We start from the raw sequence: 23,087 nt of genomic DNA, 5'->3' as shown, positions 1-23,087 counted from the left end.
CCGATGTGCAATCTCTATTCCATGACCTCGAACCCGCAGGCGATCCGCGAGATCGCGAAAGTCCTTGAGGATCGCACGGGGAATCTCCAGCTACAGCCCGAGATTTATCCGAACACGATGGCATCGATCGTGCGGAATGGCGTGAACGGCCGTGAACTGGTCATGGCGCGCTGGGGCATGCCGACCCCACCCGGCTATCTCAAGGGGCACAAGGTCGATCGGGGTGTGACCAACATCCGCAATCCGACCTCGACATGGTGGAAGCGCTGGGAAGGCGTGCAACATCGCTGTCTGGTGCCGCTGACGGCGTTCTCGGAACCGGAGCGTCTGTCCGACGGGAAATCACGGCCCGTGTGGTTTGCCCGCAACGATGGAGAACCTTTGGCCTTCTTTGCCGGGATCTGGTGCCGGTGGACCTCAGTGCGAAAACTGGCAGATGGCGAAACGACGGACGATCTGTTCGGGTTCCTGACCACAGAGGCGAACCGGGAAGTAGGCGCGATCCATCCGAAGGCCATGCCGGTGATCCTGACGCAGCCGGATGAGCTGGATGTGTGGATGAACGCGCCGGTGGCGGAGGCTCTGCGCCTTCAGCGGCCTTTGCCGGATGGCGTAATGCCTCGTGTCGAAGAGCCGCGTCCGTTCGGATGACAGTTATGGTGGGGGTGCAGTCCGCTCCCCATCTTCAAGTTCTATGACTTTCCGGCTCTTTTTTCGAACCTGCCGACGAGACCGACTGACAGATCACACTACCTTCTTCAGCACCGGACTGGCCTTGAAGCGCACGGTCTGGCCGGCCTTGGTCTTGTGGATGATGAACGTCCCGAAGAACAGCGGCAATGAAGGCTTCGCTCATGCGGGCGCAGGTCCATGTGATGGTCGATTCCGGAAACGGTAGCAGCGCCCTGTCGCCCCGTCACCGCCCAAACGCACTCTACTCCTATGCAAGTTCTTCTATCCCGGCGCCCTATGACCCAAGAGACTTGTTGCGCTTCCGTGTTCATGCCTCTTTCTAATCGACCCCGCTGATCCATCGCCTCCCTCGGGAGGCCAATCGCGGGTTTCCGATGACCGTCGCTCCCTTCCGCTCCGAAGCCGTCGCTCGAGGTATGCGCATGCTGCGCACCGCGCTCGGCCCGGCGATCGCCGGGCATCTCGATGATCCGTCGATCGTCGAGATGATGCTCAACCCCGATGGCCGGCTGTGGATCGACCGGCTGGCTGGAGGGATGGAGGACACCGGCACCCGGATCGCGGCCGCCGATGCCGAGCGGATCGTCCGCCTGGTCGCCCATCATGTCGGGGTCGAGGTGCATCCCGGAAGTCCGCGTGTCTCCGCCGAACTGCCGGGAAGCGGGGAGCGGTTCGAAGGGCTGGTGCCCCCGGTGGTGGTCGCACCCTGCTTTGCCATCCGGCGTCCGGCCGTCGCGGTGTTCTCGCTCGACGATTATGTGGCGGCCGGCATCATGACCGGCGCACAGGCCGCGTTTCTGCGCTGCGCCGTCGTCGAGCGGCAGAACATCCTGGTCGCCGGCGGCACCTCCACCGGCAAGACCACCCTGGTCAACGCCCTGCTGGCCGAGATCGCGCAGACCGGCGACCGGGTGGTGCTGATCGAGGACACCCGCGAACTGCAATGCGCGGCCCCGAACCTGGTGGCCCTGCGCACGAAGGACGGCGCCGCCTCGCTCTCCGACCTCGTGCGCTCCTCGCTGCGTCTGCGCCCCGACCGGATTCCGATCGGCGAAGTGCGCGGAGCGGAAGCGCTCGACCTGCTCAAGGCCTGGGGCACCGGCCATCCCGGCGGGGTCGGCACCCTGCATGCGGGGTCCGCGATCGGGGCGCTGCGTCGGTTGGAGCAGTTGATCCAGGAAGCCGTCGTTACCGTCCCGCGCGTCCTGATCGCCGAGACCATCGATGTCATCGCGGTCCTGTCCGGACGTGGCAGCGCGCGTCGGCTGGCCGAACTTGCCACGGTCCGGGGCCTGACCCCGGAGGGCGATTACATCCTCACACCCGCCGGAGATCCGTCATGACCCGCATGATTGTCCTGCGCCGCCATCTCGAAGTGGCAGGTGCCACCCTTTCGCTCGCCCTGCTGTCGGCCCCGGCCTACGCGGCAGGCTCCAACATGCCGTGGGAGGAGCCGCTCAACCAGATCCTGGAATCCGTGCAGGGGCCGGTGGCGCGCATCGTGTCGGTGATCATCATCACCGTGACCGGCCTGACCCTGGCTTTCGGGGAAACCTCTGGTGGCTTCCGCCGTCTGGTGCAGATCGTCTTCGGCCTGTCGATCGCTTTCGCGGCGTCCAGCTTCTTCCTGTCCTTCTTCTCCTTCGCGGGCGGGGCGCTGACCTGATGGAGCCGGACAGCATTCCCGGATTCACCGCCCCGGTGCATCGTGCCCTGATCGAGCCGATCCTGTTCGGCGGGGCGCCACGCACGGTGGCCATCGTCAACGGCACGCTGGCCGCCGCCATCGGGCTCGGCCTGCGGCTCTGGATCGCAGGCGGCCTCTTCTGGCTAGTGGGTCATTTCGCCGCCGTCTGGGCGGCAAAACGCGATCCCGCCTTTGTCGACGTGGTGCGACGGCATCTGCGTTACCCCACCCATCTGGTCGGGTGAGGGCGCCATGATGAACCTCGCCGAATACCGCCATCGCCGTGACCGGCTGGCCGATTTCCTGCCCTGGGCAGCTCTGGTCGCCAAAGGTGTGGTGCTGAACAAGGATGGCGCCTTCCAGCGCACCGCGCGCTTTCGCGGCCCGGACCTGGACTCCTCGACCGCGTCCGAACTGGTCGCGATCACGTCGCGGCTGAACAACGCCCTGCGCCGTCTCGGCTCCGGCTGGGCCATTTTCGTTGAAGCGCAGCGCCGCCAGGCGCGGGGCTATCCTTCCAGCCCGTTCCCAGATCCAGCCTCCGAACTGGTCGACGCCGAACGCCGGGCGCAGTTCGAGGAAGAGGGGGCGCATTATGAAAGCCGTTATTTCCTCACCCTGGTCTGGCTACCGCCGGCGGACGACGCCGCCCGCGCGGAGGCCTGGCTCTACGAGAACCGCGCCCGTGGCGGCTCCGACTGGCAGGCCGTGGTCGCGGGTTTCATCGACCAGACCGATCGGGTGCTGGCCCTGCTCGATGGCTTCATGCCCGAGGCAGACTGGCTCGATGACGGCGAAACCCTGACCTATCTCCATTCCTGCGTCTCGACGCGGATGCAGCGGGTTCGGGTGCCCGAGATCCCGATGCACCTCGATGCCATCCTGGTCGACGAGGAACTGACCGGCGGCCTGGAGCCCCGATTGGGCGACGCCCATCTGCGCACGCTCACCGTCACCGGCTTTCCCACCCAGACCTGGCCGGGGCTGCTGGACGAGCTGAACCGGCTGGCCTTTCCCTATCGCTGGTCGACGCGGGCGATCTGTCTCGACCGCACCGACGCGACGAAAGTGGTAGGCCGGATCCGACGGCAATGGTTCGCCAAGCGCAAGTCGATCATGGCCATCCTCAAGGAGGTGATGACCAACGAGGCCTCGGTGCTGCTGGATTCCGACGCCGCCAACAAGGCCGCCGACGCCGATGCGGCCTTGCAGGAACTCGGAACCGACCAGGTCGGACAGGCCTATGTCACCGCTACCGTCACGGTGTGGGACGAGGATCCGACCGTCGCCGCCGATCGGCTGCGGCTGGTGGAAAAGACCATCCAGGGCCGCGACTTCACCTGCATGCGCGAGAGCGTCAATGCGCTCGAAGCCTGGTTTGGCAGCCTGCCGGGGCACGTCTACGCCAATGTCCGCCAGCCCTGTGTCTCGACCCTGAACCTCGCCCATATGATCCCGCTCTCCGCAGTGTGGGCGGGGCCGGAGCGGGACGGGCATTTCGCGGCACCACCGCTATTCTATGCCCGCACCGAGGGCTCGACCCCGTTCTGCTTCGCACTCCACGTCGGCGATGTCGGGCACACGCTGATCGCCGGGCCGACCGGCGCCGGCAAGTCCGTGCTGCTGGCTTTCATGGCGATGCAGTTCCGCCGCTATGCCGGTGCCCGGATCTTCGCCTTCGATTTCGGTGGCTCGATCCGCGCAGCAACGCTGGCGATGGGTGGCGACTGGCACGATCTCGGCGGTGCGCTGGCGCAGGACATGAGCGACCCCGTAGCCTTGCAGCCGCTGGCGCGGATCGACGAGCCGGGCGAGCGGGCCTGGGCGGCGGAATGGGTGGCGACGCTGCTAGAGCGCGAGGGCGTCACGGTTGCGCCCGACCTCAAGGAGTATCTGTGGTCGGCGTTGACCTCGCTGGCTTCGGCGCCGGTCGCGGAACGGACACTCACCGGTCTGTCGGCGCTGCTCCAGTCGCTGGCGTTGAAACAGGCGCTTCAGCCCTATTGTGTTGGCGGCCCGTGGGGCAGCCTGCTCGACGCCGAGCATGAGCGGCTGGGCGTCGCCGATATCCAGGCCTTCGAGATCGAGGGGCTGATCGGCTCGGGTGCCGCGTCCGCCGTGCTGTCCTATCTGTTCCATCGTATCGAGGACCGGTTTGACGGCAGCCCGACGCTGCTGATCATCGACGAGGGCTGGCTGGCGCTGGACGATCGCGCCTTCGCCGGCCAGCTCCGGGAATGGCTGAAGACGCTGCGCAAGAAGAACGCCTCCGTCATCTTCGCCACCCAGTCGCTGGCCGATATCGATGCCAGTCCGATCGCGCCGGCGCTGATCGAGAGTTGCCCGACACGCGTGTTCCTGCCCAATGATCGGGCGCTGGAGCCGCAGATTACCACGATCTATCGCCGCTTCGGGCTGAACGACCGTCAGATCGAGATCCTCAGCCGGGCCACACCCAAGCGCGATTATTACTGCCAGTCCCGCAGAGGCAACAGGCTGTTCGATCTCGGCCTGTCCGAGGTGGCGCTGGCCTTCACCGCCGCGTCGTCGCCCGACGACCAGGCCGCCATCGACCGGATCTTTGCCCGGGACGGGCGCGATGGTTTCGCGGCGGCATGGCTCGTGCACAAAGGCGTCGAGTGGGCGGTGGAGATGCTCAATCCGGGAGCAGGGTCATGAGAAATCGGCTGATAATGAAATCAGTTTTCGTGTCCGGTGCTGTTCTTCTGTTGCCGCTTGCCGTGAGCGTGCCGGCCCATGCGCAATGGGCGGTCTATGACGGGGCCAATCATGTGCAGAGCGTCCTGATTGCCGCTCGGGCACTGCAGCAGGTCAACCAGCAGGCGCAGAGCCTCACCAATGAGGCGACCATGCTGGAGAACCAGGCGCGCAACCTCGCCAGTCTGCCGTTCTCCGTGCTGGCACCGCTGGAGCAGTCGATCGCGCAGACGGAAGCAATCGTCGGCCAGGCGCAAGGGCTCTCTTATAACCTGACCAGCATCGATCAGGCCTTCAGCCAGACCTATCCGCAGGCGCTTGCGAGCCCAGGTTCGGCGGCCCAGATGACCGGTGACGCGCAGACGCGATGGCAGAATGCAAGGGGGGCCTATCTGGACGATCTGCGCGTGCAGACCGGTGCCGTGCAGAATCTCGACAGTACCGGCAGTCAGATCGACGATCTGGTCACGTCGAGCCAGGGGGCGACCGGTGCCTTGCAGGCCGCGCAGTCGGGCAACCAGCTCATGGCGCTGCAAACCCGCCAGCTTGCCGACCTCACCGCTGTGACGGCGGCGATGGGCCGCGCCCAGGCGCTGGAAGGTGCCCGGCAGGTGGAGAGTGAGGAGCAGGGCAGGGCACAGCTTGCGAATTTCCTGAATTACGGGGCCGGCTACACGCCTGGCAACGCACAGATGTTCCACTGATGCGCCCGCCGCGCCTTTCCCCGCCGGTCATCTTCCGGCTCGTGGCCGTCGGGCTGGTTGTTCTGATCATCGTGGCCGCGACCCTGCATCTCCGGCACGTTCCCCGTGACGTCGGTGTGCTGGATCTCGGGCCACCTGGATCGCGTGACTGGCTGGCCACCGGTCTGGCGCATTGTCAGGCGCTGGGCATGAAGGCCGACGGTGATCCGGCCTGCGAAGCGGTATGGGCCGAGAACCGCAAGCGCTTCTTCGCGCCCGACGCGGCACGGTGACGCCATGCAGCAGGGCACCGGCGTCATCGACAATTTCCTTGCCATCTTCACCCAATATATCGATTCCGGGTTCGGGCTGGTGCAGGGCGACGTCCACTGGCTCGCCGGTGTGCTGATTACCATCGATATCACGCTGGCCGGACTGTTCTGGGCGCTGGCGCCGGATGAGGACGTGCTGGCGCGGCTGATCCGCAAGACCCTGTTCATCGGGATGTTTGCGTTCATCATCGGCAACTTCAACGGGCTCGCGAAAATCATCTACGAGTCCTTTGCCGGGCTGGGCATCGAGGCCGGCGGTGGCCATCTCACCCAGGCGCAGCTGCTCCAGCCCGGTCGGCTGGCACAGGTCGGCATTGATGCCGGCAAGCCGATCCTGACCTCGATCTCCTCGCTGGTCGGTTTCGTCGCCATCTTCAATAACGCAATCCAGATCGTAGTGCTGCTGCTCGCCTGGCTGATCGTGGTCATCAGCTTCTTTGTCATGGCGATCCAGCTTTTCGTGGCGCTGATCGAGTTCAAGCTGACCACCCTCGCAGGCTTCGTGCTGGTGCCCTTCGGGCTGTTCGGCCGCACCGCCTTCCTCGCCGAGAAGGTGCTGGGCAATGTCGTGTCGTCCGGGATCAAGGTGCTGATGCTGGCCGTCATCGTCGGCATCGGTTCGACCGTGTTCGGCCAGTTCACCAGCGGTTTCAACAACCCGCCGACGATCAATGACGCACTTACCCTGATCCTCGCCTCCCTGACGCTCCTCGGTCTGACCGTGTTCGGCCCGGCATTGGCCAACGGGTTGATTGCCGGTGGTCCGCAGTTGGGTGCCGGGTCTGCGGTTGCTACAGCCGCTGGGGTCGTCGGTGCCGGCGTGGCCGCCGCGTCTGGCGCCGGACTGGCCGTGGGCGCTGCGGCAGCGGCCGTGCGTGGCGGCGCCTTTGTCGCCGGTGGCACCACCGCCGCCTATCGCGCTGGCGGCGCGGCAGGAGTGGCCAAAACCGGACTGTCCGCCGCCGCCAGCCCGTTGCGCCGCGCCATGGCCAGTGTCCGCACCAGCTATCAGGCCGGCGGGGCGGCCGCGACCGGTGGCGCGGGTAGTGCCACGGCCTCGGGTGCCGGCGGCGGAGCGAGTGCTGCCGGCAAGCCACCGGCCTGGGCCAGCCGGATGCAGCGCAACAACCGGATCAAGGGCGGAGCGGAAGCGGCCGCGCAGGCGATCAAGGGCGGCGACCGGCCCAGCGGCGGCCATGACGTCGATCTTTCGGAGGGAGAATAGCCATGTTCCGCCGCCCCAATGTGCGTTTCGGAAGAACACCGGAACCCGAGACGCCCTATCACAGGGCCGGACAGGTCTGGGACGACCGCATCGGCTCGGCCCGTGTCCAGGCGCGCAACTGGCGGCTGGCCTTCTTCGGCTGCCTGGCTTTGAGCGGTGGCCTCGCCGCCGGGCTGGTCTGGCAGTCGGCGCGCGGCACCATCACCCCCTGGGTGGTGCAGATCGACCATCTCGGCCAGGCGCAGGCCGTTGGTCCGGCGACGGCCGCCTATCGGCCGACCGATCCGCAGATCGCCTGGTATCTGGCACGCTTCATCGCCGAGGTGCGCGGCATCCCGGCCGATCCGGTGGTGCTGCGGCAGAACTGGCTCGACGCCTACAACTACGTCACCGACCGCGGCGCGCTGGCCCTGAACGATTATGCCCGCACCAACGATCCCTTCAGCCGGATCGGCAAGATGCAGGTGGCGGTCGAGATCGCCAGCGTCATCCGCGCTTCCGACGACAGCTTCCGGGTGGAATGGATCGAGCGCCGCTATGTCGACGGCGCGCTGGCCGCCACCGAGCGCTGGAGCGCGATCCTCACCATTGTTGTGAACACCCCGACCGATGCCGAGCGGCTGCGCAAGAACCCGCTTGGCATCTACATCCATGCCCTCAACTGGTCCAGGGAACTCGGCTGATGCGCACCTTCAACACCATCGCGCCGTTCATGATCCTGCTGGCGCCCCTTGCAGCCTGCTCCTCATGGAAGCCGCCTGCCATCCGGTACGACGATACGCCCCGGCAGGCGGTTCTCACCCCGGAGCCGCCCAAGCCGGTGCAGGTGGTCGCACTGCCCGAGCCCTTGCCGCTGCCGGGGCAACTCAAGCCGATTCCCTTTCGGCATGCGGCTCCGGACCCGACGGATCCGCATCAGCGGGTCGAGCTCGCCAACAGTGCGGCGCGGATCCAACCGACGCGGGCCGGCTATCTGAATGCGATCCAGGTCTACCCCTTTTCTGAGGGCGCGCTCTATCAGCTCTACGCCGCACCCGGCGAGATCACCGATATCGCGCTGCAGCCGGGCGAGAAGCTGGTCGGTTCGGGTCCGGTCGCCGCCGGCGATACCGTGCGCTGGATTATCGGCGACACCGAGAGCGGGGCAGGGATGTCGAAACGGATTCATATCCTGCTCAAGCCGACCCGTCCGGACCTGACGACCAACCTGGTCATCAATACCGACCGGCGCACCTATCATCTGGAACTGCGCTCCGATGAGCGGACCTATATGGCCTCGGTATCCTGGGACTATCCGCAGGACCAGATCGTTGCCCTGCGCGGCCAGGATCGGGATTCTGATCTTGGCACTCCGGTCGCGACGGGCATCGATCTCGATGCGCTGAATTTCCGCTACCGGATCGAGGGTGACGAGGCACCGTGGAGGCCATTGAGGGCCTTCGATGATGGGCGGCAGGTGTTCATCGAGTTTCCGACCGGCATCGCCCAGGGGGAAATGCCGCCGCTGTGGGTGATCGGCCCACAGGGCGACGGACAATTGGTGAATTACCGGGTGCGCGGCAACCGGATGATCGTCGATCGCCTGTTCGCGGCAGCCGAATTGCGACTGGGGGCGAAGCATCAGCAGGTGGTGCGCATCGTGCGCACCGATGGAGCCCGTCGGTCGTGAGCGGGAGCACCGGAGCGGAGGAAGCGGGAAAACCGGCGCCTCCCGTCAGGCCGCCGGGCGAGATGCGGTTGCGCGTCACGCGACCGCCGGTCACGCGATTGTCGCGCAAGGTGATCATGGGGCTGACGCTGGTGGCGGTGCTCGGTGTCGGGGGTGCGCTCTATGTGGCGCTGAAGCCCGCACCCCGAACGGGCAAGGCCGAGCTTTATAATACCGGCAATCGCACCACACCGGACGGGCTGGCGAACCTGCCGGGAGACTATACCCACCTGCCGCGCCTCGGGCCACCGCTGCCCGGCGATCTCGGCAGGCCGTTCCTCAAGGCAGGCGTGGGTGCTCCCGGCATGGCGACACCCGCCGCACCGGCTGATCCCGAGAAGCAGCGCATGGCCCAGGAGCAGGAAGCCGCACGGGTCAGCCATCTCTTTACCCAGACGCAGGTCGGGCGAAACAGCACTGCCTCGGTGACGGCCGACCCGCCCACAGTTCCATTCCCCGTTAATTCGACCGATCGCAACCAGGTGTTTCTCGATAGCCCGGTTGACCAGCGTACCGTGAGTGCTGTGCGCCTGACGCCTGCTCCCAGCCCGTATGTAATCCAGGCGGGATCGATCATTTCCGGCGCGCTGATTACCGGCATCCGCTCCGACCTGCCCGGTGAGGTCACGGCGCAGGTGACGGAGAATGTCTATGACAGTCCGACCGGCCATATCCTGCTGATCCCGCAGGGCGCGAAACTGATCGGCCGCTATGACTCCCAGATCGCCTACGGCCAGACCCGCGTGCTGCTGGTCTGGACCCGGCTGATACGCGGGGTCGGGGATTCGATCGTATTAGAAAACGAACCTGCCGCCGATGCGGCGGGCTACGCCGGGTTGCAGGACCAGACCGACAATCACTGGGGGGAGGTGTTCAAGGCCGCTCTGGTTTCGACGATGCTGAGCGTGGGTTCAGAAGCCGATATTGGCGGTAGCAATGGCATCGCCCAGGCGCTGCGCACCGGCGGATCGCAAGGATTTAACCAGATCGGTGAGCAGATGGTCGGACGCTCGCTCAATATCCAGCCCACCAATACGATCCGGCGCGGTTTTCCCGTCCGGGTCATGGTGCATCGCGATCTGGTTCTTTCCCCCTACAGACAGGAGGCTCCCCGATGACAAAGCTCAGGCTTGGGCCGATTGAGAATGACAAACCGGTGCGGCTGACCATTGAGCTACCGGCCACCGTACATCGCGATCTGGTTGAATACGGGCGGTTGCTGGCGCGTGAGAGCGGTCAGGCCGAGATCGCAGTAGCGAAGCTGATCTCACCAATGCTCGCTCGTTTCATGGGGGCGGATAGGGGCTTTCGGAAGCTGCGCGGGGAGAGGTAACTCGCCAATAGGGCTTTGCCCGGTCACGCATGAAGGCGACAAATTTTCCTACGACGGGATCTTCGCTTTCGGCACGCCAGACCAGATTGATCTTGAACCCGGCATCTTCCTCGTCGATTGGGATGAATTTCAGGCCGGGGAGGTTGAGAGTCGAATAAGTTTGCGCTGCGACAGTGACGCCGTATCCTGCCCGCACGAAAGCGAGCAGGGTCATGTTGCCCGTTTCAAAAATGCGCACATTAATGCCGGGTAGCCGCGTAGCAAAGAAATCACGACCGATCCTATCTTTTCCCCACGACCATAGAAGCAGATTTTCGTTTTTGAGGTCAGTCCATTGAATTGTTGTTTTTTCGGCGAGGCGGTGAGTATTTGGCACGGCCGCCATCAAGGGCTCGAAGTAAATTGGAGTATGCGGGTGGTGTTGAGAAAGGGCTAATTCAGGAAGCAAGGCAACGTCGATATGACGTTCGATCAGTGCGGAATGGAGTGTTCTTTCACCCGGTTCGTGTGGTGTGACACTTATGCCGGGATAGGTTGTCCGCCATTCGACGAGCAAACTTGTCAGGACGGCGTTTAGAGGTGGAAGATGAAAACCGAGATGCACCTCTCCGATTTCTCCGAAGGAACTTCGGTCGAGTGTTTCCGTGAGTGCATTTGTCTCGCGCAGGACGCGACGGACACAGCGTAATGCTATGCGTCCCGCAGTCGTAAGTTTAATGCCAGAGGAGGTTCGTTCAAAGAGCGCAACACCCAGTTGATCCTCAAGTCGAGCAATTGCTCGGCTGACCGTCGATACTCGCAGTTGAAGGGATGATGCGGCCTTCCCGAAACTTCCAGCTTCAACAGAAGCCAGAAAATAGCGGAGTTCCGCAGTGCGCATGGTCGTTATGATCCCTTTCTGCCTCGGTTCCTATTTGTTCCATCCGTGCTTGTCCGACATGTGTTCCACGTGGATTGTGTAGATATCGTCCGGCCATGGATTTAAGGCTTCTCTTATGAATTGATACGTCGGGTGATGTGCGACATTGAGGTCAAGATGCCGCTTGAAGCGCCTTGCGTCCCTCCGCGTCCAACACCGCGAAATCTTCCTCAGACAGGGTGATGTCTGCAGTGGCGATATTCTGCTCAAGATGCGCGACCTTCGAGGTCCCGGGGATTGGCAGCATCACTGGACTGCGCTTCAGGACCCAGGCCAGAGCGATCTGGCTCGGGTGAGCGCCGTATTTGCCTGCCATGGTGTCTAAAATCGATCCCGGCTTGGCGAGGTCGCCGGCCGCGAGGGGGAACCACGGGATGAATCCGATGTTTTGCGGCGTGCAGTAGTCGAGCACGTCTTCGCTGCTGCGATCAACGAGATTGTAGCGGTTCTGGACGGTCGCCACGTCAAAGAACTTCGATGCCGCTTTGATCTCTTCTACGGAGACCTCGCTCAGTCCCGCGTGGCGGATCAGTCCCTGATCGATGAAGGACCGGACCGCCTCGAACTGCTCATCCGCCGGGACTTTGGGATCGATCCGGTGCAACTGCCACAGATCGATCTGCTCGACGCCGAGATTCCGCAGACTTTTATGCACCTGCTGGAGAAGATATTCCGGTCGTCCGACCGGCTTCCAGATATCTGGCCCCGACCGGGTCAGCCCGCCCTTCGTGGCGATCACGAGACCTTTGGGATATGGGTGAAGCGCCTCTTTAATCAGCCATTCCGAAACATCCGGCCCGTAGGCGTCCGACGTGTCGATGAAGTTGACGCCGAGTTCGGGAAGGCGCTTCAGCGTGCGGATGGCCTCGTCGTGATCGGCGGGCGGTCCCCATATGCCTTTGCCCGTGATGCGCATGGCGCCGAAACCGAGCCGATGAACGGCGAGATCGCCGCCGATCGTGAAGGTGCCGGAGCTGGCAGCGTTGGAAGCTGTATCGGTCATGGTCCTCGGTCCTTATTTCCAGCGGGTGGTTAAGGGATCAGTCATTTCGTCAGGCCGCGAAGCCACCATCGATGTTGTAGGCGGCGCCCGTGATGATGCCGGCCTCTGGTCCGGCAAGATACGCGACCAGCCCCGCAATCTCCGCGCCCGTGGCATGGCGTTTGATCGCCATGAAGTCGTGCATCACGTCTTTCAGCGGTCCATCGGCAGGGTTCATGTCTGTATCAGTGGGGCCGGGCTGGACGACATTGACGGTGATGCCGCGCGCTCCGAAATCACGAGCCAGTCCTTTGACCATGCCTTTCAGTGCGGCCTTGCTGGCGCTGTAGGCTGCAAGGCCAGTCATCGGCATACGGTCGGCATTGGCGGACCCGATGAAGATGATGCGGCCCCCGGCGGGCATGGTCCGGGCAGCAGCAATGGCGGCATGGTAAGGCGCATGGATGTTGATACGAAACAGCCGGTCGATGTCATCCGGGGGGATCTCCAGCGGATCGCCCGCGCCAAGAATTCCAGAGTTGACGACCAGCACGTCGAGAGGACTGAGCGAAGCGATCAGCGCGATGAGAGTGTCCCGGTCGCCACTGTCGGCGCGGAGGGCCTTGCTTCCGGTCTCAGCCGCCAAAACTTCGGCATCGTCCGGGGAAGACCAATATGTGAAAAGAACCTTCGCTCCCTTCGAAGCGAAACGGCGCACGATGGCGGCCCCAATCCCGCGGCTGCCGCCAAGCACGAGGACGGATTTTCCCTCAAAATTGTTCATGACGGCATTTCCTGCTACGCTAAGATTTTTGCCAGGCTGTCGAATGCTGGCTGATAGATACCTGTCGGCATCCTGGCCTCCATACTGGCGGCATGTTCGAGGGGCGCTTCGAACTCTCCCCGCCACTGAATGAACGTGCGGTCACCATCCGTTATGGGAAGAAGGCTGATTGTCGACCGATAATTACTGATCGGCAGGGCGGACTCGATAATCGAGAACGTCACCGCATGATCCACGTCGGATAATGCGAGAAGCTGTTCCCGGATCACACCAACGTCGCCCATTTCAAGACGGCGGATCGCGCCCACCCGGTCGCCGGGCTCATCGCCCTCGATCACGCAGCTTTTCACATCTGGCAGCCAATTCCCAAGAGCGCCGAAATCGCGGATCAGCCCCCAGACGGACGAAACGGAGGCAGGAAGAACGCTGCTGGCCATCACATGGATCATAATGCGGCTCCTGTTCGTGTCTGTCCGGCCATCATAGCGACTGCCCTCCCGTCACTTCGATGCGTTGACCGTTCACCCAGAGCATGTCGTCAGAAAGAAGAGCACGGACAGCGGCTCCGATGTCATCGGGTTGCCCGACACGTCCCAGCGGCGTGATGTCTGCAAGGCTTTTGTTTACCGTGGCATCGTCACGGACCAGCCCACCGCCAAAATCCGATGCGACCGCGCCAGGTGCGACGGCATTGACGGTAATCCCCCGCTCACCCAGTTCCTTCGCCATGTAGAGCGAAATGACCTCGGTTGCGGCTTTCATGGCCGAATAGGGACCATGATCCGTCAGATAAAAGCGGGTCGCGGCAGAGGTGATGTTGAGAATACGGCCGCCATCGCGAAGCAGTGGCAGGAGCGCCACTGTCAGCAGGTAAGGGCCCTTGAAGTGGATGTTGTACTGATTGTCGAGTTGTTCGGAAGTGGCGGCATCGAAGCGCGTGTGAATGATGTTGCCGGCGTTCTGGACAACATAATTTAGTCCCTGCAGCCCGAACTCGTTTGCGAGAAGGGCTTTCACCCGCTGAGCAAAATCCGTGAACGACGTATGGTTCGCGATGTCCAGTTGCAGCATACGCAACTTCGCTTTTTCATGGCTGAGGGCGATTTCGGCAGCTTTCGCCTCGTCTTCATTGGCATGATAAGTGCCGACGACATTAATGCCAGCATCCGTCAGATGCCTCGCGATACTGTAGCCGATGCCGCGATTGGCACCCGTGATAAGGGCGATTTTGGGTGTGTTCATAAACGGACTCCTCGCGGAAAGATGGCGTCCTATTCGGGAACCCAACTTCCGTATCACCCGATCCATAATATGGACATGAAGCGACGTCAAGGAATTGTGGACCGGACGATATGAAAGTTGGGGGTTTTTGTAGAAGGCTACAGTCTGACCCCCGTGTTTTCGGTGTTTTTTTGTCGATTTTTGAGAGGTTTGACCGTGTTGATATCCCACAACGTAAGGAGGGATGTGATGGCAGCATCCAGAGTGTCAACAGTCATTCCATCCCGCGCTTCGCATGTCATGCCATGAAAAAAAGTAGCGAGAATATCGGGCAGGACATCTGTTGACGGGGAGGCCTTCAATTCATTTCTGGCTATGCCGCGCTCCACGCAGGCCTTAATACCTGCCCGCGTACGCTGTCGTTCTGCGGCGAGAAGGGCTTGGACAGGTTCGTTCTCGGGTGAGCAATTGCTGGCGCCGGACACGACCAGACAGCCGGTCGGATGCGTACGGGCCGCCTGCATGCGCGCTGAGCCGCGTAACGTCCGTTCGATGGCCTCACGTGGCGGCAGGCTTTCATCCCATAAGGGGGCCATGACCTGACCATACGTTGCGAGATAATGCTGCACGACTTCCCGGAACAGGGCTTCCTTAGAACCGAACGCGGCATAGAAACTCGCGGGCGAGATATGGCCCATGGTGGCCTTGAGCTGGGTCAGGGACGTCGGTTCATAACCCTGCGCCCAGAAAAGCGCCGTGGCGGCGTCGATCGCCTTGTCGCGGTCAAACTCACGGGGACGGCCAGTCCGCGCCATGCTAGTGCTCCTTTGAAAAGACTTTCATATTAATCGATCCAGAAATTATTGCCAAGATTTTATGGTCCGCATATATATGTATCATTCGTTCCATATATTGAGTGGCTCATGACACCGACCATCGTACCCTCCGCGAAAAAAACCGACGAGCGCTTGCCTGTTTCCGGTCTGCTCGCGCTGGCCATGACCGGCTTCATCTGCATTATGACAGAAACTCTTCCGGCGGGTCTTTTGCCCGAGATCGGCGCTGGTCTGCATGTTTCCCCGGCATTCGCTGGGCAGATGGTGACGGCCTATGCCGTCGGTTCTCTGAGTGCGGCGATCCCGCTGACGCTCGCCACGCAGCGATGGCGGCGCAGGAGGGTTCTCCTGCTGGCGATCATCGGCTTCGTGGTGTTCAATTCCATCACCGCGTTTTCGACGCATTATGGCGCGACTCTCATGGCCCGCTACGGAGCGGGTGCGGCGGCGGGTCTCGCCTGGGCGTTGCTGGCCGGCTACGCGCGCAGGATGGTAACGCGCGCTCAGCAGGGGCAAGCTCTTGCGATTGCTATGGTAGGCACACCAATCGCGCTTTCTCTGGGGGTTCCCTCAGGCACATGGCTGGGGGCTGTTGTCGGCTGGCGCCTGACGTTCTGGATCATGTCGGGTCTGACAGTGCTTTTGATTGCGTGGGTTTTGGCAAAGGTTCCTGATTTTCCGGGCGCTGCACATCACGAGCGTCTGCCATTCCGGCATGTTCTGGGCATGCCGGGTGTGAAGCCCGTTCTGGGGGTCGTGATGGCGTGGATGCTCGCGCACAACGTGCTCTACACCTACATTGTGCCGTTCATCGCACCTGCCGGACTAGTAGGGCAGGCGGATCGCATTCTGCTGCTGTTCGGGATTGCCGCGCTGGCGGGCATCTTGCTGACCAGCCGCACGGTCGATCATGCTTTACGCTTGTCCGTTCTGCTCAGTCTGGCCCTATTCGCAGTCGTGTCAGTGGCTTTCGCCATTGAATCAGCGTCGCCGACTGTGATCGTGATTGGTGTCACGATATGGGGGCTGACATTCGGCGGGGCCGCAACCTTGCTCCAGACCGCGCTGGCCGATGCGGCCGGCGCTGGCGCGGACGTCGCGCTGTCGATGAATGTCGTGGCGTGGAACAGTGCCATAGCCGGAGGTGGCCTTCTGGGTGGTGTGTTGTTCGATACATGGGGCGCGGCGTCGTTCCCATGGGCCGTGATGGTGCTCGTCGCCGTCGGTTTCCTGATCGCATGGACAGCGCGATCGCATGGATTTCGATCTGGCCACCGACTCAAGCAGGGGGGCAGTCATGATGCAGGTTAACTAAAGTTGCAGACAGCTCTGCTCCCGCGAGCCAAAATGCGTATGCCAAATATTGCGACGTTAAGACTCCGGGTCAGTTCAGGGCGTTTCTGACGGCTTGATCGATGTCGGTATGAGGCTCTGATCCCAGCAACCGGACGAGGCGAGTGTTGTCGAGCCGGACCGGATAGCGCCAGTAGGGCAGCACCTCCATCACCTCGCGGGGGAAACCCCCGAACGGAGCGAGAAGGCGCATCAACCACCACGGGAAACGCCGGACCGGCAGATCCGGCCTGCCTGCCGCGCGGCGGATCGCGTCGATCATCCGGGCGCCGTCGGCGTCCCAGAACCCGCCAAACTGCACGCACTCGACGGGCAAGAGGATGCCGGGGGGCAGTTCGAGCAGCCGCGCGATCGCCTCGGCCAGATCGGGCAGACAGGCCCAGGCATGACCGATACCAGTGAGGCCGGGATAGGTGATCTGCTTCAGCGGCGCCTTCGCCAACGCCTGAGCGAACCAGCTCTGGCGCGCGCCAGGTCCGAAATAGTCGCCCGCCCGCACGATCAGGCTCGGAACCTCCGGGGCGGCGTCGATCAGGCGGCGTTCGAGGATCTTGCGGATCTTGCCTTTGCGGCCGGGCGGATTTTGCGGCGTCGTCTCGTCGATCACCGGCGTTGTGGCGGCGTCATAATTGTAGATCGTCCCCGGAAGGACAATGCGCGCTCCGCTGGCAGCCCTAGCGGCGGCGATCGTGTTGTCGATCATCGGCAGCACCGTTGTTTGCCAGTTGCGGTAGCCCGCCGGATTGACGCCGTGCAGGATTGCATCGACACCGGTCGCGGCATGCACCACATCGTCACGGCGCATGGCATCGCCCTGCACCCAGTGGGGCCTCGCATCGTCACCCCAGCCCGCCCGGGCATGGGCTGGATCACGTACCATTGCCCGCACCTGCCAGCCGCGACGCATCATGACCCGTGCGACGGCGCCGCCAATGCCGCCGGTTGCCCCCAGAACGAGAATTGTTTTCGCCATGCTGCGATCTCCCTGCGTTTCCGCCGGGAGGATGAACCGGGACGGTTATGAAGGAAATTGACAAAGATCGTCATGCTGCTCATTGAAAAATAATGAGCACTCTTTCTCCGGACTGGGACGGCCAACGGGCTTTCCTCGCTGTTCTCGATACGGGAAGCCTGTCGGCGGCGGCGCGGAGGCTTGGCCTGACCCAGCCGACCGTGCGTCACCGGATCGAGGCGCTGGAAGGTGCGATCGGTCAGCCGCTCTTCTCGCGCACTGTGAATGGGCTGGTTCCGACGGATGAAGCGCGGGAACTGGCGATCCATGTCCGGCGTATGGCCTTCGCGTCGGAGGCTTTCTATCGCGCTGTGTCCGCGTCCGGGGGCGAGATTGCGGGAACGGTGCGGATCAGCGTCGCCGAATTCGTCGGCATCGAGGTCATGCCGCTTCTGCTGGCTCCGCTGCGGGAGCGCCATCCGGGGCTCGACCTCGAGCTGGTGTTGAGCAATGAGAACGCCGATCTGCGGGGGCAGGAAGCGGATATCGCGATCCGGATGCATCGTCCGCGTCATGGGGCGCTGGTGGCGAAACGGGCGGGACGTATCCCGCTCGGGTTTTTCGCGACCGCCTCTTATCTGGAGCGGCATGGGGTGCCGGAAGGTGCGACGGATCTGGCCCGGCACACGCTGATCGGCTCGGACCGATCCCGGATGGATCAAGATTTTACACGGGAATTGCAAAAGACGCTGGGGCAGAAGCTGTATTTCGCGCTCCGCACCGACAGTCATCCGGCCCAGCTTGCCATGGTACGCGCGGGACTGGGGATCGGTTTGACGCAAGTGCCGGTCGGCGAGCGGGATCTGGTGCGTGTGCTGCCGGGCGTGGTGGTCGCCGAACTCGAGGCCTGGGTTGTCGCGCATGAAGATCTGCGTCACAGCCGCCGGATCGATGCGGCGTTTGGGCATCTTGTGGCGGCTCTGGGACGGTATTGCCGGTCCGGGCCGGTGATGCAGGCGGCTGGTGGCGTCGGTGGGCGAGACGCTGCGGATGGGCCCGGTTGAGCAGAGGCGCGCCTGCAATAATAATACGTCCCGGAAATTTGCGTACGGGTATGTCGCGCGACAGGAGCGGGGATATCGAGAATGACGAAAGACTATAAATAAACGGCTTTTTACCCGAAGACGAAGAGATAGTCCTGTAACGTCCCGCTTACTGGTGTGGTCGTCGAAAAAATCAGGTGGGATTATGGTCGTCAGGGCATTCCCGGAATTGCTGCCCGGCTTTACGTGGCAGGATACCGATGTGAACGGAGCTCGTATCCGTACCGCCATAGGCGGGAACGGGCCTCCGCTTCTCCTTCTTCACGGCCATCCACAGATGCATCTGACCTGGCATAAGGTCGCGCCGGTAATGGCGGAGCGTTTTACCGTCGTGGCGACTGATCTCCGAGGCTATGGTGACAGCGCAAAGCCCGATGGCGGCCCTGAACACATCAACTATTCCAAGCGCGCCATGGCCGCCGATCAGATTGGCGTCATGAGAGCGCTTGGTTTTGAGCGCTTCCGGCTTGTCGGGCATGACCGCGGTGGACGCGTGGCTCATCGCCTGGCGCTCGATGCGCCGCAGGCGGTGGAAAAGCTGGTGCTGATCGACATTGCGCCGACAGCGACAATGTACGCCCGGACCGACATGGAGTTTGCGCGGCGCTATTTCTGGTGGTTCTTTCTGATCCAGCCCTATCCGTTGCCTGAAAGGCTAATCGGTGCCGATCCGGAGTTCTTCCTGGAAACCCATATAGCAGGACAAATCAAGATTTCAGGGGCCGTCGATCCTCGGGTGATGGCGGAATACCGCCGTTGCTATGCCGATGCCCGGATGCGGCATGCCGTGTGTGAGGATTATCGTGCAGCGGCAGGCATTGATCTCGTTCATGACGCGGAGGATGCCGACCGCCGTGTCGAAGCGCCGCTCCTTGCTCTTTGGGGCGCACGAGGGACCGTCGGCGCACTTTATGATGTCGTGGAAACGTGGCGCGAAAAAGCCACGGATGTGCGGGGACACGCTATCGACTGTGGTCACAGCCCCCAGGAAGAAGCGCCGGAGGAATTGTTGAGGAGCATTGGCGCTTTTCTCTGAACAGATGCCTTTTCCTAGCCGGAGATATGCCCTGGAAGAAGAAGATCAAGATGCCCGCTTTCTTTTGTTCTCGCGATAATCGGTCTTCACTTCGCGACAGTATTGTCGCGGCGGGAGTCTCATCCCTATGCTTTCCAGGTCTTCGGTTCCCCGGCCACGTCCGTGGCCGCCACGTGGGCACCGACCGTGATCGCTCACGACCTATGCTGTCTGCCTGACATCAGCGATCAGAGTTGGGACTGCAGGATTACGTAGGGTGTGGTCGCCGGATGCCGGCAACTTACGCCCGATACCGCAGCGCCTCGACCAGCAGGGCGAAAGCCGGTGTCATCTGCCGGCGGCTCGGGTAAAACAGGTGACAGCCGGGGTAAGGATCGCACCAGTCCTCCAGAACGCGGACGAGTCGGCCCGCCTCGATATGGGGCATGGCGTAATCCTCCGGCATGTAGGCAAGGCCCACGCCGTCGAGTGCGGCGTTGAGGCGCAGTGCGAGCGTGTTGACCACTGCCGGGCCATCGACACGCATGTTCAGGGACTGGCCCCGCTTCTCGAACTCCCACTCGAAAATCGTGTCGTGGGTGGGCAGGCGCATGTTGATGCAGGCGTGCGTCGTCAAGTCCTGCGGCGTCGCGGGCACGCCGTGCCGCGCGAGATAGGCCGGGCTGCACACGACGGCGGAGCGCAGAGCGGGGCTGATCGGCACGACGATCATGTCCCTGGCGATGCTCTCGCCCACGCGCACGCCGGCGTCGAAGCGCTCGACGACGATATCCCGCAAGCCGTAATCCACGACGATCTCGACCTTTATGTCCGGGTATTGCCGCAGCAGTTCCGACACCCGAGGCCAGAGGATGGTGTAGGTAGGGTGCTCGGTCGCCGTGAGGCGGATGGTGCCGGCTGGTCTGGTTCCGAGGCTGCTCATGGCGAGCAGTTCCGCCTCGATCTCGTCGAAGCGCGGCGCGATGGTGTCCAGCAGACGCGCACCGGCTTCGGTTAGGCCGACGCTGCGGGTCGTGCGCGCCAGTAGCCGCAGGCCCAGACGCTCTTCGAGGTTACGGATCGTGTGGCTCAGAGCCGATCGCGAAACGCCCAGTTTCGCGGCCGCGCGCGTGAAGCTCCGTTCGCGGGCGACCGCCATGAAGGCCAGAAGGTCGTTCGTGTTCTCTCGCAACATTGATGCGTCATGCTCACAGGTTCATGCCGATCTTACGCCATAGTCGCCATAAAGGGCAGCGGTTAGAGTGGGGGAGGAATTTGTAGGCGACATCCCGGAAGCGAGAATAAGCGATGGAAAAGCGTGTACTTGGCAAGAGTGGCCTTGAGGTTTCCGCAATCGGTTTCGGCTGCATGGGCCTCAGCCACAGCTACGGAACGGTGACAGATCGCGGCGAGGCGATCAGGCTCATCCGTGCGGCGCATGATCGCGGCGTCACGTTCTTCGACACGGCGGAGGTCTATGGTCCCTTCACAAACGAGGACGTCGTCGGCGAGGCGTTGCAGCCGATCCGCGATCAGGTCGTGATCGCCACAAAATTCGGCTTCCGCAACGGCGTGATCGCGGACGGGCCAGACAGCCGCCCCGAGACTATCCGCCGCGCGGTGGAAGGGTCGCTGAAGCGCCTTCGTACCGACACCATCGACCTGCTTTATCAGCATCGCGTCGATCCCGATGTGCCCGTGGAGGACGTGGCGGGGACGGTGAAGGACCTGATCGCGGCTGGCAAGGTGCGGCATTTCGGCATGTCCGAAGCGGGGGGCGAGTCGATCCGCAAGGCGCATGCGGTGCAGCCTCTGGCGGCACTGCAAAGCGAGTATTCGCTGTTCTGGCGCGAACCCGAGACGGAAATCATTCCGCTGCTGGAGGAACTGGGCATCGGCTTAGTGCCCTTCAGCCCGCTCGGCAAGGGCTTCCTGACTGGCACGATCAACGAAAAGACCACCTTCCCGACAGGCGATTTCCGCAACGCGACGTCGCGCTTCGATACGGAGAACCGGAGGGCCAATCAGGCGATCGTCGATCTGGTCAGAGAGATCGCGTGGAACAAGGGCACGACACCGGCGCAGATCGCGCTCGCCTGGCTGCTGGCGCGCAGGCCCTGGATTGTGCCGATCCCCGGCGCACGGAAGCTGGCTCATCTCGAAGACGATCTAGGCGCAGTGAATGTCCGGCTCTCCGGGCAAGATCTTCGGACGATCGAGAAGCGTCTCTCCTCCATTACCCTCCGGGGCGAGCGTTACCCCGCCGTAATGGAGGCCCTTCGTCGAGCGTTGAAGGGCCGTTCCTGCGTCGAGCGGGGATGGACGGCCTCGCCGGAGGTTACTTCTGTGCTTACACTTTGGCATAATCTCTGTCTCACGCGGCAAGACGGGGTATCTCGCGATCCACCAATCGCAAGTATCGTTGGCTGCCTTCCCCCGCAACCACTTCCATCATAATTCTCTCACAATCGACGTCTGATCGCCATGAAACACTGGCTCATCAGATACTTACATGCGTCCCGACCTTCGAAAGAAGGCCGGGGGATTACGCGCGTTCACGCTATGCCATGGCCAACAGGGCCGCTTCAGACAGTTTTCACATCCGTTCAGAACGAAACGTAGAAACCAATGAAGAATATCATCATGCGTGATAACGCAGTGAGAATATTGTCGGGGCCAAACCAGGCAAGCTGCACGCAATACTAGATATGACCTAGAGACTGACCTGACCGTCTTTTGGTATGGAGCATCATTACCTGGCGGTGGCGTCTGGCCACTACAGGAAATATCCTGGAATTTTGTCCGCTGTCCGTTCGAGACTTTGGTGATCCGGGCCATGTCTGGAAGAATGTTCGGGCTAAGGCCAGCAGGCAGTCTTATGCTCCACAGCAACGCTCCGGTTCATAGTGAAGCAAAGCACAGGGAATGGCCAAGGGAAAGCCGTAGATGGAAATGCTTTCCCGAACGAATTGAAATTTTCAACGTGATGCAAGGTCGGTGGATGGCGATCACTCAGGAGAACCTAGCGGAGCATTACTCCCGCTCACATTGGGAGCCCATCGGGCTACGCAAAGCGTGGGAAGAAATCGAGGCCGGGGCGTTGCTGACCCGGAAGCAGAATTGACCCTCCACGGGAAGAGCAGGAGCAAGCACTTCCTCCTTCTCTGCAGCTTCCGTCATTCGAGGAGCGGCTGGACGCCCGGATGCCCGAAGTGCTCGAAATCTGGGCTGCCTCTCAGACGGACCATATCACTTCACAATGGTGGTCGAAGAGCTACTTCATTATCAATGGCCACTATCTACGATCCATCAACGGGCACTTGCTCAAGCCATGCGCCAGGCTGGATGGACCTCGCGGAGAAATGCAGCAACGAGGTTCTGGAAAAAAAACGCTTGATGAAGATATCGCCCTTTCTCGTGAAAATATTCAGCGGGGAAGGGGCCTTAGGCTCAGGACCCATTGATTTGATTACGGAAATCTGATTCAGGCTCTGTGAGGAGACTGGAGATGAGCGACCTGTTTTGGCTGACGGATGAACAGAT

General features: G+C 62.4%; 25 protein-coding genes and 1 pseudogene. 17 read left to right on the top strand and 9 right to left on the bottom strand.

Annotated features, from left to right (window positions below; all coding sequences use genetic code 11):
• Window positions 1–3 precede the first annotated feature (3 nt).
• Window positions 4–651 carry an SOS response-associated peptidase gene (locus JN414_RS13480; protein ID WP_062454963.1) on the top strand — a complete coding sequence of 216 codons (648 nt, stop codon included), beginning with the start codon at window positions 4–6 and terminating at the stop codon, window positions 649–651.
• 34 nt (window positions 652–685) lie between these two features.
• On the opposite strand, the gene JN414_RS13475 is transcribed toward JN414_RS13480, so the two are convergent.
• Window positions 686–856, bottom strand: coding sequence for a hypothetical protein (locus JN414_RS13475; protein ID WP_202208391.1), 171 nt, complete (start codon window positions 854–856; stop codon window positions 686–688).
• A 211-nt stretch (window positions 857–1,067) separates the two neighbouring features.
• On the opposite strand from JN414_RS13475, the gene trbB reads away from it, so the two are divergent.
• The 11 genes from trbB to JN414_RS13420 all read left to right on the top strand — a co-directional run bounded on the left by trbB (window position 1,068) and on the right by JN414_RS13420 (window position 10,379).
• Window positions 1,068–2,036 carry a P-type conjugative transfer ATPase TrbB gene (gene trbB, locus JN414_RS13470; RefSeq protein ID WP_062454961.1) on the top strand — a complete coding sequence of 323 codons (969 nt, stop codon included), beginning with the start codon at window positions 1,068–1,070 and terminating at the stop codon, window positions 2,034–2,036.
• Entirely contained in the window at window positions 2,033–2,359 is a 327-nt protein-coding gene (locus JN414_RS13465; RefSeq protein WP_012553511.1) for a TrbC/VirB2 family protein, read from the top strand. The genes trbB and JN414_RS13465 overlap by 4 nt, the downstream gene beginning before the upstream one ends.
• Entirely contained in the window at window positions 2,359–2,625 is a 267-nt protein-coding gene (locus tag JN414_RS13460; RefSeq protein WP_062454959.1) for a VirB3 family type IV secretion system protein, read from the top strand. The genes JN414_RS13465 and JN414_RS13460 overlap by 1 nt, the downstream gene beginning before the upstream one ends.
• Before the next feature lie 7 nt (window positions 2,626–2,632).
• A complete protein-coding gene (gene trbE / locus JN414_RS13455) occupies window positions 2,633–5,059 on the top strand; it encodes a conjugal transfer protein TrbE (RefSeq protein ID WP_202208390.1) in 2,427 nt (808 codons plus the stop codon).
• Window positions 5,056–5,802, top strand: a complete 747-nt coding sequence (trbJ, locus tag JN414_RS13450) for a P-type conjugative transfer protein TrbJ (protein WP_062454956.1) — start codon at window positions 5,056–5,058, stop codon at window positions 5,800–5,802. The genes trbE and trbJ overlap by 4 nt, the downstream gene beginning before the upstream one ends.
• Entirely contained in the window at window positions 5,802–6,074 is a 273-nt protein-coding gene (gene trbK-alt, locus JN414_RS13445) for a putative entry exclusion protein TrbK-alt (RefSeq protein WP_062454954.1), read from the top strand. Before trbJ ends, trbK-alt begins: the two co-directional genes overlap by 1 nt.
• A gap of 4 nt (window positions 6,075–6,078) precedes the next feature.
• Window positions 6,079–7,338 (top strand): P-type conjugative transfer protein TrbL, encoded by a 1,260-nt coding sequence (gene trbL, locus JN414_RS13440; RefSeq protein ID WP_062454952.1) that lies wholly within the window; start codon window positions 6,079–6,081, stop codon window positions 7,336–7,338.
• 2 nt (window positions 7,339–7,340) lie between these two features.
• Window positions 7,341–8,021 (top strand): conjugal transfer protein TrbF, encoded by a 681-nt coding sequence (gene trbF / locus JN414_RS13435; RefSeq protein ID WP_062454950.1) that lies wholly within the window; start codon window positions 7,341–7,343, stop codon window positions 8,019–8,021.
• Entirely contained in the window at window positions 8,021–9,007 is a 987-nt protein-coding gene (gene trbG, locus JN414_RS13430; protein ID WP_202208389.1) for a P-type conjugative transfer protein TrbG, read from the top strand. Before trbF ends, trbG begins: the two co-directional genes overlap by 1 nt.
• Window positions 9,008–9,069: 62 nt before the next feature.
• Complete coding sequence (locus JN414_RS13425; RefSeq protein ID WP_237390074.1) at window positions 9,070–10,164, top strand: TrbI/VirB10 family protein; 1,095 nt, start codon at window positions 9,070–9,072, stop codon at window positions 10,162–10,164.
• Entirely contained in the window at window positions 10,161–10,379 is a 219-nt protein-coding gene (locus tag JN414_RS13420; RefSeq protein WP_003618883.1) for a DUF2274 domain-containing protein, read from the top strand. The genes JN414_RS13425 and JN414_RS13420 overlap by 4 nt, the downstream gene beginning before the upstream one ends.
• Here JN414_RS13420 and JN414_RS13415 read toward each other — a convergent pair.
• The 6 genes from JN414_RS13415 to JN414_RS13390 all read right to left on the bottom strand — a co-directional run bounded on the left by JN414_RS13415 (window position 10,333) and on the right by JN414_RS13390 (window position 15,100).
• Window positions 10,333–11,259, bottom strand: a complete 927-nt coding sequence (locus JN414_RS13415; protein ID WP_003618886.1) for a LysR family transcriptional regulator — start codon at window positions 11,257–11,259, stop codon at window positions 10,333–10,335. The two genes, JN414_RS13420 and JN414_RS13415, sit on opposite strands and share 47 nt — an antisense overlap.
• Window positions 11,260–11,410: 151 nt before the next feature.
• Complete coding sequence (locus JN414_RS13410) at window positions 11,411–12,301, bottom strand: aldo/keto reductase (protein ID WP_062454943.1); 891 nt, start codon at window positions 12,299–12,301, stop codon at window positions 11,411–11,413.
• Between the two features lie 49 nt (window positions 12,302–12,350).
• Window positions 12,351–13,064: an SDR family oxidoreductase gene (gene bdcA / locus JN414_RS13405; protein WP_062454941.1), complete on the bottom strand. Its 714-nt coding sequence runs from the start codon at window positions 13,062–13,064 to the stop codon at window positions 12,351–12,353.
• A gap of 14 nt (window positions 13,065–13,078) precedes the next feature.
• On the bottom strand, window positions 13,079–13,513 hold the full coding sequence (locus JN414_RS13400) for an SRPBCC family protein (RefSeq protein WP_202208388.1): 435 nt from the start codon (window positions 13,511–13,513) through the stop codon (window positions 13,079–13,081).
• Between the two features lie 31 nt (window positions 13,514–13,544).
• Window positions 13,545–14,306 carry an SDR family NAD(P)-dependent oxidoreductase gene (locus JN414_RS13395; protein WP_062454937.1) on the bottom strand — a complete coding sequence of 254 codons (762 nt, stop codon included), beginning with the start codon at window positions 14,304–14,306 and terminating at the stop codon, window positions 13,545–13,547.
• 137 nt (window positions 14,307–14,443) lie between these two features.
• Window positions 14,444–15,100, bottom strand: a complete 657-nt coding sequence (locus JN414_RS13390) for a TetR/AcrR family transcriptional regulator (protein ID WP_062454935.1) — start codon at window positions 15,098–15,100, stop codon at window positions 14,444–14,446.
• 108 nt (window positions 15,101–15,208) lie between these two features.
• Between JN414_RS13390 and JN414_RS13385 the strand changes: the two genes are divergently transcribed.
• The gene (locus JN414_RS13385; protein WP_062454933.1) at window positions 15,209–16,432 is read left to right on the top strand and encodes an MFS transporter; all 1,224 of its coding nucleotides are present in this window, start codon (window positions 15,209–15,211) and stop codon (window positions 16,430–16,432) included.
• A 73-nt stretch (window positions 16,433–16,505) separates the two neighbouring features.
• Here the strand turns inward: JN414_RS13385 and JN414_RS13380 are convergent, their stop codons facing one another.
• Window positions 16,506–17,447 (bottom strand): NAD(P)H-binding protein, encoded by a 942-nt coding sequence (locus JN414_RS13380; protein WP_062454931.1) that lies wholly within the window; start codon window positions 17,445–17,447, stop codon window positions 16,506–16,508.
• A gap of 92 nt (window positions 17,448–17,539) precedes the next feature.
• Here JN414_RS13380 and JN414_RS13375 point away from each other — a divergent pair, with 92 nt between their 5' ends.
• Both JN414_RS13375 and JN414_RS13370 read left to right on the top strand, forming a co-directional pair.
• Complete coding sequence (locus JN414_RS13375; protein WP_062454930.1) at window positions 17,540–18,490, top strand: LysR family transcriptional regulator; 951 nt, start codon at window positions 17,540–17,542, stop codon at window positions 18,488–18,490.
• A gap of 184 nt (window positions 18,491–18,674) precedes the next feature.
• Entirely contained in the window at window positions 18,675–19,565 is an 891-nt protein-coding gene (locus JN414_RS13370; protein WP_202208387.1) for an alpha/beta fold hydrolase, read from the top strand.
• 280 nt (window positions 19,566–19,845) lie between these two features.
• Here JN414_RS13370 and JN414_RS13365 read toward each other — a convergent pair whose 3' ends face one another.
• Window positions 19,846–20,739, bottom strand: a complete 894-nt coding sequence (locus JN414_RS13365) for a LysR family transcriptional regulator (protein WP_062454929.1) — start codon at window positions 20,737–20,739, stop codon at window positions 19,846–19,848.
• A gap of 113 nt (window positions 20,740–20,852) precedes the next feature.
• Here JN414_RS13365 and JN414_RS13360 point away from each other — a divergent pair.
• Window positions 20,853–21,824: pseudogene (locus JN414_RS13360) on the top strand (aldo/keto reductase); the annotation flags it as partial.
• A gap of 703 nt (window positions 21,825–22,527) precedes the next feature.
• Window positions 22,528–22,668, top strand: a complete 141-nt coding sequence (locus JN414_RS16955) for a hypothetical protein (RefSeq protein WP_237390073.1) — start codon at window positions 22,528–22,530, stop codon at window positions 22,666–22,668.
• Window positions 22,669–23,087: the final 419 nt, after the last annotated feature.

This window comes from Gluconobacter sp. Gdi (assembly GCF_014132155.1).
GTDB lineage: Bacteria > Pseudomonadota > Alphaproteobacteria > Acetobacterales > Acetobacteraceae > Gluconobacter.
This window is presented reverse-complemented; position numbering and strand designations above follow the sequence as displayed.